Genomic DNA, 13,268 nt, shown 5'->3' with positions numbered 1-13,268 from the left:
CGCCGTGCCCCGACCTATCAGACGGGCCCGCGCCCCGACAATCGGGGCCCTGTGGGCAGGCTGTGGGCAAGCCGATCTTTGCTGGGGAGAAGACCACAAGCCCTTGAAGGGATGCGAAACTTCTAGCCGCGTTGGGCGACGTCCGCGCGGATGCGCTCCAGATCCGCCTTCCAGCCGCAGGCGAGGCCGTCGCCGTCCTCGTCGAGCCGGTGGCGGTCGTTCCAGGGCCCGCCGGAGCCCATGAGTTCAGCCTGCGCCGCGGCCCCGGTGATGAAATCGGAACAGTCGATCCCGTCGAGCGCGGGGTCGTCCTGCGCGGGCCGGCGGTAGCGTCCGGGCCGCGCCCGCGCGAGGCTGCGGCGACCGAGATAGGTGTTGCCTGCGGCGACAACGTCGCGGCTGCCCAGCTCGGCCTCGACCTGCGACAACTCGACCATGTCCGGCGTCGTCGCCTGGATCTGCCAGAGCGCGGCGGTCGACAGCCCGTTGATCCGCCGCGCGGCGTCCCGCGCCGCCTCGGGCGAAGGCCGGGCGAGCGCGCAGGCGGCGAGGAGCGGTAGCAGAAGGATGGCGATGCGCATGGGCGGCCTCGGGCGGGCAACGCGGGTGGTCCGTGTCCGCCCGCCCGTCACTTGCAGACCGCGACGCGCCGTCGGTCAAGACCCGTCGGTGGCATGGGCGGCCTGCCACCCACGGGGATCGTTCAGGAAGGCCTCGACCCCGGTCAGCGTCTCGGCGTCGAAGCGGCCTTCGGTCTTGACTTCGGCCAGCACGTCCCACCAGGTCGCGCAGGCATGCAGCGTCACGCCGTGATCGCCCAGCGTGCGGTCGATCTCGGGGAAGATGCCGTAGCTGAAGATGACGCCGGTATGGGCGCAGGTCGCCCCGGTCTCGCGAATCGCGTCGACGAAGCTCAGTTTCGAGCCTCCATCGGTCGTCATGTCCTCGATCAGCAGGACGCGCTGGCCCTCGGTCATCGCGCCCTCGATGCGGGCGTTGCGGCCGTAGCCCTTCGGTTTCTTGCGCACATAGGTCATCGGTAGCGCCATCCGCTCGGCCACGAGGGCCGCGAAGGGGATGCCCGCCGTCTCGCCGCCGGCCACGTTGTCGAACGCCTCGAGCCCCGCGTCGCGCATCACGGTGACGGTCAGGAAGTCCATCAGCGTCGCGCGGATCCGTGGGTAGGAGATGAGCTTACGGCAGTCGATATAGGTCGGGCTGGGCTTGCCTGAGGCGAGGATGAAGGGCTCGCGGGCGTTGAAATGCACGGCTCCGACTTCGAGCAGCGCGCGGGCGGTCAGGCGGGCGATCTCGGTGGCGGGGGGATAGGTCGTGGGGATCATGCGGATACCTCGGGCGCGGGGGGCGATTATTCGTACGAATAATCGGGCCTAGTGGATGTGCCAGTGGAGCGGGTGGCCGGGATCGAAGAGCGTGACGGACTGGCCATGGGTGTCGATGCGCGGCGGCAGGTCCAGGGCTGCGCCGCGCGTCAGGGTCACGGTGTCCGCGTTGGGCGGCAGGCCGTAATGGGCGGGTCCGTTCAGCGAGGCGAAGGACTCCAGCCGGTCGAGCGCATCCTCCTCTTCGAAGACATGAGCGTAGCAGGCCAGCGCGATGGGGGCGGTGAAGCAGCCCGCCGCACAGCAGGTCGCTTCCTTGGCGTGGGTCGGATGGGGCGCGCTGTCGGTCCCTAGAAAGAACGCAGACTCGCCCGAGGTGGCGGCCGCGCGAAGGGCCTCCTGATGGCGACCGCGCTTGAGGATCGGCAGGCAGTAGAAATGCGGGCGCAGGCCCCCGGCCAGCATGTCGTTGCGGTTGGCCAGCAGGTGCTGGACCGTGATCGTGGCACCCACGCCCGGATGCGCGCGGACCCAGTCGACCGCCTCGGAGGTGGTGACATGCTCCAGCGTCAGCTTCAGCTCGGGATGCGCCGCGCGGAGCGGGGTCAGCACGTCGTCGAGAAACCGCGCCTCGCGGTCGAAGATGTCGATCTCGCGGTCCGTGACCTCGCCGTGGAGACAGAGCGGCACGCCCGCCGCCTCCATCGCCGCGAGGACGGCACGGACCGCCTCGATCGAGCGGACGCCCGAGGCGGAATTCGTCGTGGCGCCCGCGGGGTATAGCTTCACGGCCGTGATCGTGCCGGCTGCGTGTGCTGAGACGACATCGTCCGGGTTGGTGCCTTCGGTCAGGTAGAGCGTCATCAGGGGGCGCGCGAAGCCCGCGGCCACGATGCGTTCGCGATAGGCGCGCGCGTCGTCATGGGTCACCACCGGCGGCACGAGATTGGGCATCACGATGGCCCGTCCCATGTCGCGGCTTTCGGGGGCGACGGCGCGCAGCATGTCGCCGTCGCGCAGATGCAGGTGCCAGTCGTCGGGGCGGCGGATCGTGAGGCTCTCCATGGCCGTCGGGTTAGCGCCCGTCGCGCGACTTGGCCAGCGCCGCGTTGCGAAGGCGGGGGCGCTGGCGCATGGTGGGGGCTGTCCGACCCGTTCTGCCCGGAGGCGCGTACCATGATCCTGCTCAATCTCATCATCGGCATCCTGACCGGCCTTGCGGTGCCCCGCATGGAACGATGGATCAAGGACTGGTCCGAGAGCCTCTGGCTGGGCGACATGCCGATCTCGCCGCACGAGTTCGACCTCGCCGCGCTTCTGGTGATCCTGATGCTGGCCGCCGTGGTCTGCGCGATCCTCGGGATCGACAGCTCGGCCTTCCTGCTGGCGCTGGGGGCGCTGCTGGGGCTGTTCGGCAAGCGCATCTGGGCCCGGATCCAGCGCGGCGAGCCTTGACCGGCGTCCTCGCGCGAACCAATTGAAGTCATGGTGCGTTTCCCCTTCGGGAGGCCCCCAACATGAAGGCGATCTCCGATGTGGGACCTGATCAAACTGCAGATGCGGACCGCGCATATGCTGGCCGAGGCGCAGACCGTGATCGGGATGCGCATGCTCGGGATGGCGGGCGTCCTGCCCGCGACCAAGGGCGAGAACCTGCGGATGGTGACCGAGAAGCAGACGGCCTTCGTCGATGCCGGGCGCGCCGCGACGATGGCGATGATAGCTGGCGCGACGCCGGTCGCGGTCTATTCGGCCGCGTTGGCGCCGATCGGCCGGACGACTCGGGCGAATTCGCGCCGTCTGACGCGGGCGCGGCGGTGAAGGCGGCGCTGCTGCTGGCGCTCGTGCTGGCGGGGCCGGCGGCGGCCCAGGACGTGCTCGACTGTGCCGCGGGCGACCTAATGCCGGGTGAGATGGTTGCCTGCGCCCAGAACGGCTGGGCCGAGGCAGATGCCGTCATGGACGAGACCTACCGCCTTGCCCTCGTGCAGGCACAGGTGCTGGACGAGGCGGCGGCTGCGCCCGAGGACGTCACCGCCGAAGATGCGCTCCGGGCCTCGCAGGAGGTGTTCCTGACCTATCGCGACGCGGCCTGCGCGGCCGAGGCGCTTCTGGTGGCGGGCACGCGGGCCGAGGATTTGGCCGGTCCGCTCTGCCTGACGCGGCTGACCGAACGCCGGATCGCGGACCTGACAGTCTACGGCGCCATCGAGTAGTCGCGCACCTTGGTGAACAGACGCTCGAAATTCGCCTCGGTCGCCGCGGCGAACGCCGCATATTCCATCCCGAACGCCTCGGCCCCGGCGCGGGCGGTTTGCGCGACATAGCCCGGCTCGTTGCGTCGCCCGCGATGGGGCGGCGGGGCGAGATAGGGGCTGTCGGTCTCGACGAGGATGCGGTCGAGCGGGGCGGCGGTGAAGATGTCGCGCAAGGGCTGCGACTTCGGGAAGGCCGCGATGCCCGACATGCTGAGATAGAACCCCAGGTCGAGCGCCGCTTCGGCCAGCGCGGCGCCCGAGCTGAAGCAGTGCATGACGCATGTATACGGCGCGGCGCGATGTTCCTCGGTCAGGATCCGGGCCATGTCGTCATCCGCGTCGCGGCTGTGGATGACAAGCGGCAGGCCGGTGCGGCGCGCCGCCTCGATATGGATGCGCAGGCTCTCCTGCTGCAGGGTCATGCTCTCGGCGGTGTAATGGTAATCGAGCCCCGTCTCGCCGATCCCGACCATCTTCGGATGTGCGGCCAGTGCCACGAGGTCGTCCACCGTAACCATCGGTTCGTCGGCGGCGGACATGGGGTGCGTGCCGGCGGCCCAGAAGACGGGCGCGTGGGATTCGGACAGGGCGCGGACCTGATCGGCCTGACGCAGCTTGGTGCAGATCGTCACCATGCGGTGAACGCCTGCCTCGGCGGCGCGCGCCAGAAGGTCGGGCAACTCGCCCTCGAACTGCGCAAAATCGAGGTGGCAGTGGCTGTCGGTGATCTTCGGTTCCATGGGCGCGGGGCTAGGCGAGGCGCTGCGCCGCCGCAACCCCGTCAGACGCGGCGCGCCTGCGCGTCGATGGCGGCCAGCGCGTCCCAGACGATCGCCGCAGGGTCGACGTTCACGGCGCGCGCATGGGCGGCGCGGTCGCCCACGGCCTGTGCCAGCGCGGCCCAGTCGCGGGCGGCGCGGTCGTGGGGCGCGAGGCGTGCGAGGACCTTCGCCTCGGCTTCGGGGGCGTCGGCGGGCGGCCCAAGCAGGCCCGCGCGCGCCGCACGGTGCAGGAGCCGGTCGATGGCTTCGAGCGTGCGGGACAGCCGCTCGGCCCCCGCGCGGCCCGCGCAGGCATCGGCGAGCCTGCGGGCCGTCGCCCGGTCCATCGGGCTTTGCGACATCAGCGACAGCAGCGCCTCGTAGGTCTCGGCCCCGCCTTCGGCCAGCATCAGCGCGGCCCCCACGGACCCGTCCGCGAGGGCGGCGGTGGCCGGATCGCCCCCGGCCTGCGTGATCGCCGCGTCGAGTGCGTCCGGCCCGAGGGGTCCAAGTCTTAGGACACGGCAGCGCGACCGGATCGTCGGCAGGAGGCGCGCGGGCTGATGCGTCACGAGGAGGAGGGTGGCCCCGGCAGGCGGCTCCTCCAGCAGCTTCAGGATCGCGTTGGCGGCGTTTGGATTGAGGTCGTCGGCGGCGTCCACGATGACGACACGCCGCCCGCCCGCCGACATCGCGAAGAAGCCGCCCAGCCGCCGGGCGGCATCAACGGTGATGACGTCGCGCAGCTTCTTGGTCTTCTCGTCCCATGGGCGGCGCAGCAGCATCAGGCCCGGCTCGGACAGCGCACGGATGCGGGGCAGGGCGGGATGGCCGTCTGGTGCGTCGAGACTCTCGGCCTGCGGCGCCGGATCGGTCAGCAGGAAGCGCGCGATCCGCCAGGCGAGCGTGGCCTTGCCCACCCCGCGCGGCCCGGTCAGGAGCCAGCCGTGATGCAGACGCTCGGTGTTCCATGCATCGAGAAACGCAGCCTCGGCGATGTCCTGGCCGAAGAGACGCGCCGTCTCGCGCGGGCGGGGAAACGCGCCCAGCCGATCCGGCTCGGGGAGGGCGTCGTCGCTCATGGCAGAAGAGCGCGGACGCGGGCCGCGACCGTCTCGGGATCGGCGTCGCCATCGACGATCCGGACCCGGTCGGGGAAATCGCGCGCGAGCGCCGCGTAGCCATCGCGAACCGTGCGCTGGAAGTCCGCCCCGAGCTGTTCGAACCGGTCCTCGGCGCCCGGTCGGGCGAGGCCGCGTCGCAGCGCCGTATCCGGGTCCATGTCGATCACGAAGGTCAGGTCCGGCTCGCGCCCGATGACGAGGTTCTGCATGGCGTCGACCATCGCGCGGTCGCCGCCGCGCGTCGACTGGTACACCCGCGTGCTGTCCGTCCAGCGGTCGGTGACGACCCACTGACCCGCCGCGAGCGCCGGCTCGATGCGACGTTCGAGATTGTCACGCCGCGCGGCGTTGTAGAGGAGGAGTTCCGTAACCGGCGACCAGCGGCCGGGATCGCCCTCGACCAGCAGTGCGCGGATTGCCTCGGCGCCGCTGCTGCCGCCCGGCTCGCGGGTGCGAAGGACCGTGTGGCCCAACGCCTCGAGATGGTCGGCGAGGAGATGGGCCTGGGTCGATTTGCCGGACCCGTCGATGCCTTCGAGCGAGATGAACATAGGCGGAGGGGTTAGCAGGGGCGCGGGCAGGGCGCGAGGGGCGATCGGCCCCCGGATCGCGCCCTATTCGAAGCGTTCGAGCGCCGAGCCCAGCACCTCGCCCATGACCCGGCCCCCGGCGATCTGGACGCGGCGGAGCGGGCCCGCGCGGCCGACATCCGTGGCGGCAACCAGCGCGACCTCGTGATCGGCGACGCCGGGATGGGTCAGGGTCATCGTCGCCAGTTGGTCCCCGGCGGCGATCGGCGCTTCGAGCGGGCCGTCATAGACGATCTCGCCCTGCACGGCCTCGCGGCCCGTGACCGGCAGGAGAAGGGTCACGCCATCGGCGGGAACCAGGGCCACGGTGGGGGATTCGCCCATGAAGACTTCGGCATCGAAGACCGGGTCCGAGGTGTCGTCCAGAAGCCGCGACTCGGCGAATTGCCGGAAGGCCCAGTTCACGATGCGCTCGCTCTCGGCGGCGCGGGCGGCCTCGGTCTCGAGGCCCGAGATCACGAAGGTCACGCGCCGGTCGCCCTGCACCGCGCTGCCAACGAGGCCGTAGCCCGCCTCCTGCGTATGGCCGGTCTTGAGGCCGTCGGCCCCGATATCGAGCCGCAGCAACGGGTTGCGGTTGAAGCGGTTCGACGGCGAGCGGCCGTCGAAATCGTACTCCCGCTCGGCGAAGTAGGGATAATATTGCGGGAACTCCGTCACCAGACGCTCGGCCAGGATCGCGAGATCCTCCATCGACATGACGTGGCCCGGCGCGGGCCAGCCGTTCGAGTTGCGGAAGACCGAATTCATCATCCCCAGCTCGCGGGCGCGGTCGGTCATCATCTGGGCGAAGCCGTCTTCGGTGCCGTCGGGCGAGATCGCCTCGGCGAGGACGGCGGTCGCGTCGTTGCCCGACAGGACGACGACGCCGCGGATCAGGTCCTCGACCCGGACGCGGTCGCGGGTGTCGAGGAACATGGTCGAGCCGCCATAGGCCGCCGCCTCCTCGGAGACCGGAAGCTCGGTGTCGAGCGTCAGGCGCCCGTCCTCCAGTGCCTCGAACACCATGTTGAGCGTCATCAGCTTCGACATCGAGGCCGGGGGCAGGGGCACCTGCGCGTTCTTCGACAGAAGCACCTGGCCCGTGTTGTGATCGACCACGAAGGCGGAGCCCGCCTCGGTGGCGAATTCCTGGGCCCAGGCGGGGGCGGAGATCAGAAGGGCGGCGAGAAGGGGGCGGAGCATGGCAGGGCTCTCCGGTCGTGCGGCCGCGGTCGGCGGCGGGTTACGGTTCTTCGCCCCGATATGGCCGCTACCCGCGGACGGCGAAAGCGTCGGTGAAGCCCAGACCCTTGGCCTTGCGGATAACCGCCGCCCGGTCCGAGGAGGTGGTCGACGGCCCCACGATCACGCGCCAGAACGTGCGGCCCCGGCTACTTTCTTCAAGCACCGTCGGCACGACGCCCGCACCCGAGAGCGCGGTGGCGGTGTTGCGGGCGTTTTCCTCGACCGAGAAGATGCCGATCTGGACATAGGCCCGCTCGATCCCGGCGACGGGGGCGGGGGCACGCGTCGGCGTGCCGGACGCGGTGGTCGCGGCGATGGCGCTGGTCGTGACGGGAGCGGCGGCCGCGGTGGCGACCGGCGGCTCGAGGATGCCGGCGTTCATCTCGGTCGGCACGGCGTCGGCGGTCAGTTCGGCGGCGGCGGCCTCGCGGGCGGCGCGACGGTCCTGACGGCTGCGGGCCATGCGCTGGAACCAATTCAGGCGGCGCTCCGGCTGGGCGGCGGGCGTCCGCTCGGCGGCGTCGGCGGCCAAGGCGCGCTCGGCCTCGGCGGCAGCCCCGATGGCGTCGAGCGCGTCGGCCCCGATCTCGGCGTCGGCTGTGGGGGCCTCGGCCGTCTGGACGATCTCTTCCTCGAGGGCTGCGGGCTCGGCTTCGGCGACGGCCACGGGGGCCGATGCTGCGGGGGCGGGGCTCGGCTCGGAGACCTCCTCGCGGCGCAGGGCCACGACGTCGATCGAGGTCGGCGCGCCGGCCAGCACGCCGAGGGCGGCGGCGGCGTCCGACGAAAGCTGCAGCGGGGGGCCGGGATTGGCCCGCTCGCGCTTGAAGAGCGCGCCGATGACGAACTTGCCGTTCGCCTCGTTGCGGATGATGACCCGCTCGGGATCGGTCACGTCGGGGGCCGCGACCCAGACGCCGCCCAGCGACGGCCGTCCGTCCCAGAGCGCGCGGTCCTTGGCCTGGAAGACCTCGGGCGCCTCGACGTCCCGTTCGATGAGCTGGACGCTGGAGGAGGCCGGGGCGGCACGGGTCGCGTCACCGCCTGTATTGGCGGCCTGACAGCCCGCAACCAGCGCGATCAGCGCGACGCCGGTGAGAAAACGAATGGTGGGATTGGGCGCGAACGCCCCGATGGTTGCCTGTCGCACTGTCTGCGCCCCGTGCTCTGCCACTGCCTCTGGCGGACCGTTGATCGATCCTGCCTTGGCGTGACGGTAGCGCATAAGTGGAATCCTGTGAACCCGTCGCGTGTCAGACGCCCATATCCTGCAGGATTGTCTCGAGGATCGTGGCCATCTTGCCCTTCAACTTGAAGAAGCCCGCGGTCGCGTGGGGCCAGGCCGCGGCGTCCCAGGCGCGCAACGGGCGGATGGTCGCAACGTCCAGCGCGTCGAGCGCCGTCCGTGCGGGACCGACGGGGGCATAGGGGGTCACGACATGGTCGAACCCCGTGGCCCAGCGCGCGATTTCCGCGCCATCTTCGGTGACGGGGCCGGTCGCGCCAAGGCGCGTCGCGGCATCTTCGGCCAGCGCGCGGGTAAAGTCGTGGACCTGGCGCGAGACGGCCAGGGGCGAGCGCCCGGCTGGCGCGATCAGCACCGCGACACCGGTGGGGTCGAGGCCGCGCGCCATCAGGAAATCGGGATGCAGATCGTCCTCGTGCAGCAAGAGCCCGATCCGGCCGCCGGGCAGGTTCGCATCCTCGGGCATGTCGATCGGGTCGGGCGGCGGCGGCCCGTCTTGTGGCTCGGCCGTGGTGGCGAGCCGGTGGCCCAACGCCTCGGTGTCGAACCGCCCGCCGGTATATTTCCCGATATTTGAGGCGCGGGCCCGGTAGGTCTTGCCGCGCGTGTGAAGCCCTCCGACCCAGCGCCACGACAGCGTGTTCGATGCCGGGTCACCATCGAGCAGGTGGCGCAGGAAAAAGTCCGCGCCCAGCTCCCATGGCAATTCGAGCGTGTGCATCCAGATGGAGGCGAACCACATCCGCGCGTGGTTGTGCAGATATCCGGTGCCGGTCAGTTCGGCCGCCCAATGGTCGTACGCGTCTATGCCGGTCTCGCCGCCGCAGGCCGCCTCCCAGCGGGCGCGCAGGCCGGATTCCGTGGCCAGCCGGTTCCGCGCCGCGTCGAGACCGTGCAGATAGCCCGACCAGAGACCCGGGCGACGTTCGAGATAGCCCTTAAAATAGGTGCGCCACAGCACCTCCGACAGGAACTTCTGCGCGGTGGATGCGGCGAAGCGGTCGAGCGTGGCGGCGGCCACCTCGGCTTCGGTCAGGGCGCGGTGGCGGATCCAAGGCGACAGGGTCGAGACATGCGGATGCCCCGGAAGGTCGTGGTTGCGACCGGCGGCATAGTCGCGTCCGGCCTTGGGCGCGAACGCGTCGAGCCGGGCGAGTGCCGCGTCGCGGTTGGGCGGAAAGTGGGGGGCGGGATTGTCCTTCATGCGCCGCCAGTTAGCCCGGCGGCGCGGCCCGGACAGGGGGGCGGTTCAGATCCGCGTGCCCGTGGGCAGGACGAGCGTGACGCGCAGGCCGTATTCGAGCCAGTCCATCTCGAACCGCACGCCGTTCATCTTGGCGATCCGGTTCATCAGGTCGAGCCCGTCGCCGAGGCCGATATCCCCGGTCCGCGCCTCGGGCAGGGTCTCGGTCCAGACCAGCTCGATCCCCTCTCCGGAGGGCATGCCGGTCACGCGCAGCGTGCCGCCCGCCTTCAATGCGCCGTGCTTGCTGGCGTTGATGGCCAGTTCGCCGAAGATGATGCTGACGAGATCCACCTGGCGCGGCGGAATGAACATGCCGGCCTCGATATGGATCGACACCACGCTCGCGGGGTCGGCCAACGGGTAGAAGAGCGGCGGCAGCACGCTGTCGAGATAGGCGCCATCGCGGCCGGCCACGCCGATCGTCTCCTGCGCGGACATCAACGCCTGAAGGCGCGCGGTCATGTCGCGGGCGAAGCGCGCCGCCTCGGGATACTTGCGCTTGTGCAGGTTGAGCAGCGTCGCCGTCAGCGCGACCGTATTCTTCTGGCGATGCCGCATCTCGGCCAGCATCAGCTCCATCTGCTTGGCCGCCGTCTCGCGCTCGGTCACGTCCCGCGAAATCGCGAGGAACCCGGCTGGTGCCCCGTCCGACGCGTTGACCGGCGAAACGGTGACGTCCCACCAGCGGGGCGAACCCTTGGCGGTCGGGCAAAAGGCCGAGAAGTTCGTCACCTTCGGGTCGGAGCGGCTGTAGATCGACTGCACCTGCGTGGTGTATTTCAGCGGCCAGAACAGCGCCCATTCGGTGCCGCGCACCGCGTCGAAATCGTCGATCTCCATGCTGCAGCGGCCATTCATGTTCATCCACTGCACGCGCCCCTCGGTATCGATGAGCTTCACGCAATCCGTGCTGTCGTCGAAGACGGCAGCCATGGTCGCAAGGGATAGAGTGTCCAGCATTGCCGGGGTCCGATCCGTCAGGTTGAGTTGACAGATATGGATTTCTGCGCGCAGCTCAATCTCGATTCATGCAAATGCGCCAGAGGGGTTAGGCGCGAAACGTCGCAGAGTTCGCACGATCTGGCATACGGGGTTGGACGTAGCCCACAGGACCACGGTTTGTGCAAAAGCGCATGTGTCATTCGACAAATAATGGCCCGCAACATGCGCGGGCCGGTCCGCGTCCGGCCTCCGGGCACCGTCAGCCGGCTTCGGCAGACTCCGGTTCGGCCTTGTCCTCGGAGTGGATCAGGAGCGGCTTGACTTCGCGTCGCACCGCTTCCTCGTTCACGACAACCTCGTCCACGGTGTCGAGGCCGGGCAGTTCGAACATCGTGTCGAGCAGGATGTCCTCCATGATCGACCGCAGGCCGCGCGCCCCCGTCTTCCGCTCGATGGCGCGCTGGGCGATGGCCTGAAGCGCGTCGTCGGTAAAACTGAGCGTCACCCCCTCGAGGTCGAACAGGCGCTGGTACTGCTTGACCAGCGCGTTCTTCGGCTGCGTCAGGATGATGACGAGCGCATCCTGGTCGAGATCGGTCAGCGTCGCGATGACGGGCAGGCGGCCGACGAATTCCGGGATCAGGCCGAACTTCAGCAGGTCCTCGGGCTCCAGCTCCTTGAAGAACTCGCCCACGGATTTCTCGTCCGGCGCGCGAACCTCGGCGCCGAAGCCCATGCTCGACCCCTTGCCGCGCTGCGCGATGATCTTGTCGAGGCCGGCGAAGGCGCCGCCGCAGACGAAGAGGATGTTCGTCGTGTCGACCTGCAGGAACTCCTGCTGCGGATGCTTGCGCCCGCCCTGCGGCGGCACGGAGGCGACGGTGCCTTCCATGATCTTCAGGAGCGCCTGCTGCACGCCCTCGCCCGAAACGTCGCGGGTGATCGAGGGGTTGTCGGACTTGCGGGTGATCTTGTCGACCTCGTCGATATAGACGATGCCGCGCTGCGCCCGCTCGACGTTGTACTCCGACGCCTGCAGGAGCTTCAGGATGATGTTCTCGACATCCTCGCCCACGTAGCCGGCTTCGGTCAGGGTCGTCGCATCGGCCATGGTGAACGGCACGTCGAGGATGCGGGCCAGCGTCTGCGCCAGCAGCGTCTTGCCACAGCCCGTGGGACCGATCAGCAGGATGTTCGACTTTGCCAGCTCGATGTCGGATTTGTCCGAATGGTCGAGCCGCTTGTAGTGATTGTGGACCGCCACCGAGAGGACGCGCTTGGCGTGCTCCTGCCCGATCACGTAATCGTCCAGCACGCCGCAGATCTCGCGCGGGGTGGGCGTGCCTTCCGCGGATTTCAGGCCGGCGGCCTTCGTCTCCTCGCGTATGATGTCCATGCAGAGCTCGACGCATTCGTCGCAGATGAACACCGTCGGACCCGCGATCAGCTTGCGGACCTCGTGCTGGGACTTGCCGCAGAAGCTGCAGTAGAGGGTGTTCTTGCCGTCGCCGGACCCCTGGTTATTGGCCATCGTCGTGCCTCCCTGGCCTTGACCGTCCTGCTCCGACGATCGGCCGCGCGGTCCGTGCCGCGGATGAAAAAGCTCTTCTCTGCCGAAAGCCTAGGCAGGATCGCCCGGAGCCACAATGCAGAAATCCCGTGCCTGCACGTCTCCCGTGGCGGAAGCGCATCAGGGGGCGCGGGTGCCCGGCGCGGGCCGGGCACCCTTCGTATCAGCTGTCCTTGACGGCGTCGGCGGCGTCGGCGCGGGTCTCGACGATCTCGTCGATATGACCCCAATCCTTGGCCTCCTGCGGCGTCATCCACTTGTCGCGGTCGAGCGCCTTCTGCACCGTCTCGTAATCCTGCCCCGTGTGCTTGACGTAGAGCTGGTAGAGCTTCTCGCGCGTCTGCTCGATATGGCGCGCGGAGATCAGGATGTCGGCGGCGACCCCCTGCGAGCCGCCGGAGGGCTGGTGGATCATGATCTCGGCATTGGGCAGCGCGAACCGCATCCCCGTCTCGCCGCCAACCGCGATGACCGACCCCATCGAGGCCGCCATGCCGCAGACCAGCGTCGAGACCTTGGGCCGGATGTACTGCATCGTGTCGTAGATCGACATCCCCGACGTCACCTCTCCGCCGGGGCAGTTGATGTACATGCTGATCTCCTTGGTCGGGTTCTCTGCCTCGAGATGGAGCAGCTGGGCCACGACGAGATGGGTCATGCCGCTGTGGATCGGGCCGTTGATGAAGATGATCCGCTCCTTCAGGAGGCGCGAGAAGATGTCGTAGGCCCGCTCACCGCGGCTGGTCTGCTCGACCACCATGGGCACGAGGTTGTTCTGGAAGTGGTCGACTGGATCGCGCATGGAGCTGCCCTTTGCCTCGACCGGTCGCGACTGTCGCGCCGGTGCTTGACCGCGAACCTATGCGTCGCCGCCGGGGGCTTCAAGGCGGGGCGGGACGTCGCGGTTCACGACCCGTTCCGCCATGCTCTGGGCGGAAGGGTGCCGTGGCGTGAGCGCAGC

The 13,268-nt window shown here is 69.4% G+C and carries 15 protein-coding genes; 3 read left to right on the top strand and 12 right to left on the bottom strand.

The genetic code is table 11. The features are described from left to right. Nucleotides 1–122 precede the first annotated feature (122 nt). The 3 genes from ACK8OR_RS04540 to pyrC all read right to left on the bottom strand — a co-directional run bounded on the left by ACK8OR_RS04540 (nt 123) and on the right by pyrC (nt 2,408). Nucleotides 123–581 (bottom strand): hypothetical protein, encoded by a 459-nt coding sequence (locus ACK8OR_RS04540; protein WP_410188255.1) that lies wholly within the window; start codon nt 579–581, stop codon nt 123–125. 75 nt (nt 582–656) lie between these two features. Beyond that, a complete protein-coding gene (locus tag ACK8OR_RS04535; protein ID WP_410188254.1) occupies nt 657–1,343 on the bottom strand; it encodes an orotate phosphoribosyltransferase in 687 nt (228 codons plus the stop codon). Between the two features lie 48 nt (nt 1,344–1,391). Beyond that, the gene (pyrC, locus tag ACK8OR_RS04530; RefSeq protein WP_410188253.1) at nt 1,392–2,408 is read right to left on the bottom strand and encodes a dihydroorotase; all 1,017 of its coding nucleotides are present in this window, start codon (nt 2,406–2,408) and stop codon (nt 1,392–1,394) included. 111 nt (nt 2,409–2,519) lie between these two features. On the opposite strand from pyrC, the gene ACK8OR_RS04525 reads away from it, so the two are divergent. The 3 genes from ACK8OR_RS04525 (at nt 2,520) to ACK8OR_RS04515 (ending at nt 3,559) form a co-directional block, all read left to right on the top strand. Then, a complete protein-coding gene (locus tag ACK8OR_RS04525) occupies nt 2,520–2,798 on the top strand; it encodes a hypothetical protein (protein ID WP_410188252.1) in 279 nt (92 codons plus the stop codon). A 78-nt stretch (nt 2,799–2,876) separates the two neighbouring features. Next, on the top strand, nt 2,877–3,164 hold the full coding sequence (locus ACK8OR_RS04520) for an antifreeze protein (protein ID WP_410188251.1): 288 nt from the start codon (nt 2,877–2,879) through the stop codon (nt 3,162–3,164). Then, nucleotides 3,161–3,559, top strand: coding sequence for a lysozyme inhibitor LprI family protein (locus tag ACK8OR_RS04515; protein ID WP_410188250.1), 399 nt, complete (start codon nt 3,161–3,163; stop codon nt 3,557–3,559). Before ACK8OR_RS04520 ends, ACK8OR_RS04515 begins: the two co-directional genes overlap by 4 nt. On the opposite strand, the gene ACK8OR_RS04510 is transcribed toward ACK8OR_RS04515, so the two are convergent. From ACK8OR_RS04510 to ACK8OR_RS04470, 9 genes are all read right to left on the bottom strand, one after another. Beyond that, the gene (locus ACK8OR_RS04510; RefSeq protein WP_410188249.1) at nt 3,541–4,341 is read right to left on the bottom strand and encodes a TatD family hydrolase; all 801 of its coding nucleotides are present in this window, start codon (nt 4,339–4,341) and stop codon (nt 3,541–3,543) included. The genes ACK8OR_RS04515 and ACK8OR_RS04510 overlap by 19 nt on opposite strands. 41 nt (nt 4,342–4,382) lie before the next feature. Beyond that, nucleotides 4,383–5,444: a DNA polymerase III subunit delta' gene (locus tag ACK8OR_RS04505; protein ID WP_410188248.1), complete on the bottom strand. Its 1,062-nt coding sequence runs from the start codon at nt 5,442–5,444 to the stop codon at nt 4,383–4,385. Next, complete coding sequence (gene tmk, locus ACK8OR_RS04500) at nt 5,441–6,037, bottom strand: dTMP kinase (protein WP_410188247.1); 597 nt, start codon at nt 6,035–6,037, stop codon at nt 5,441–5,443. The genes ACK8OR_RS04505 and tmk overlap by 4 nt, the downstream gene beginning before the upstream one ends. Before the next feature lie 63 nt (nt 6,038–6,100). After that, nucleotides 6,101–7,261, bottom strand: coding sequence for a D-alanyl-D-alanine carboxypeptidase family protein (locus tag ACK8OR_RS04495; protein ID WP_410188246.1), 1,161 nt, complete (start codon nt 7,259–7,261; stop codon nt 6,101–6,103). 67 nt (nt 7,262–7,328) lie between these two features. Next, nucleotides 7,329–8,453 carry an SPOR domain-containing protein gene (locus tag ACK8OR_RS04490; RefSeq protein ID WP_410188245.1) on the bottom strand — a complete coding sequence of 375 codons (1,125 nt, stop codon included), beginning with the start codon at nt 8,451–8,453 and terminating at the stop codon, nt 7,329–7,331. 103 nt (nt 8,454–8,556) lie between these two features. Then, nucleotides 8,557–9,753, bottom strand: coding sequence for an FAD-binding domain-containing protein (locus ACK8OR_RS04485; RefSeq protein WP_410188244.1), 1,197 nt, complete (start codon nt 9,751–9,753; stop codon nt 8,557–8,559). Nucleotides 9,754–9,798: 45 nt separating this feature from the next. Further along, complete coding sequence (locus ACK8OR_RS04480; protein WP_410188243.1) at nt 9,799–10,755, bottom strand: PAS domain-containing protein; 957 nt, start codon at nt 10,753–10,755, stop codon at nt 9,799–9,801. A 241-nt stretch (nt 10,756–10,996) separates the two neighbouring features. Further along, nucleotides 10,997–12,268, bottom strand: a complete 1,272-nt coding sequence (clpX, locus tag ACK8OR_RS04475; protein WP_410188242.1) for an ATP-dependent Clp protease ATP-binding subunit ClpX — start codon at nt 12,266–12,268, stop codon at nt 10,997–10,999. Nucleotides 12,269–12,470: 202 nt separating this feature from the next. Next, a complete protein-coding gene (locus ACK8OR_RS04470) occupies nt 12,471–13,109 on the bottom strand; it encodes an ATP-dependent Clp protease proteolytic subunit (RefSeq protein WP_410188241.1) in 639 nt (212 codons plus the stop codon). Nucleotides 13,110–13,268: the final 159 nt, after the last annotated feature.

The organism is Jannaschia halovivens (assembly GCF_046452375.1).
Lineage (GTDB): Bacteria > Pseudomonadota > Alphaproteobacteria > Rhodobacterales > Rhodobacteraceae > Jannaschia > Jannaschia halovivens.
Note: the sequence above shows the minus strand (reverse complement) of the source record. Positions and strands in the feature narration are given on the sequence as shown.

Excerpts from the sequence above, each read along its gene's own strand:
- ACK8OR_RS04540 (WP_410188255.1), bottom strand. The coding sequence starts at position 581 with ATGCGCATCGCCATCCTTCTGCTACCGCTCCTCGCCGCCTGCGCGCTC.
- ACK8OR_RS04535 (WP_410188254.1), bottom strand. The coding sequence starts at position 1,343 with ATGATCCCCACGACCTATCCCCCCGCCACCGAGATCGCCCGCCTGACC.
- pyrC (WP_410188253.1), bottom strand. The coding sequence starts at position 2,408 with ATGGAGAGCCTCACGATCCGCCGCCCCGACGACTGGCACCTGCATCTG.
- ACK8OR_RS04525 (WP_410188252.1), top strand. The coding sequence starts at position 2,520 with ATGATCCTGCTCAATCTCATCATCGGCATCCTGACCGGCCTTGCGGTG.
- ACK8OR_RS04520 (WP_410188251.1), top strand. The coding sequence starts at position 2,877 with ATGTGGGACCTGATCAAACTGCAGATGCGGACCGCGCATATGCTGGCC.
- ACK8OR_RS04510 (WP_410188249.1), bottom strand. The coding sequence starts at position 4,341 with ATGGAACCGAAGATCACCGACAGCCACTGCCACCTCGATTTTGCGCAG.
- ACK8OR_RS04505 (WP_410188248.1), bottom strand. The coding sequence starts at position 5,444 with ATGAGCGACGACGCCCTCCCCGAGCCGGATCGGCTGGGCGCGTTTCCC.
- tmk (WP_410188247.1), bottom strand. The coding sequence starts at position 6,037 with ATGTTCATCTCGCTCGAAGGCATCGACGGGTCCGGCAAATCGACCCAG.
- ACK8OR_RS04495 (WP_410188246.1), bottom strand. The coding sequence starts at position 7,261 with ATGCTCCGCCCCCTTCTCGCCGCCCTTCTGATCTCCGCCCCCGCCTGG.
- ACK8OR_RS04485 (WP_410188244.1), bottom strand. The coding sequence starts at position 9,753 with ATGAAGGACAATCCCGCCCCCCACTTTCCGCCCAACCGCGACGCGGCA.
- ACK8OR_RS04480 (WP_410188243.1), bottom strand. The coding sequence starts at position 10,755 with ATGCTGGACACTCTATCCCTTGCGACCATGGCTGCCGTCTTCGACGAC.
- clpX (WP_410188242.1), bottom strand. The coding sequence starts at position 12,268 with ATGGCCAATAACCAGGGGTCCGGCGACGGCAAGAACACCCTCTACTGC.
- ACK8OR_RS04470 (WP_410188241.1), bottom strand. The coding sequence starts at position 13,109 with ATGCGCGATCCAGTCGACCACTTCCAGAACAACCTCGTGCCCATGGTG.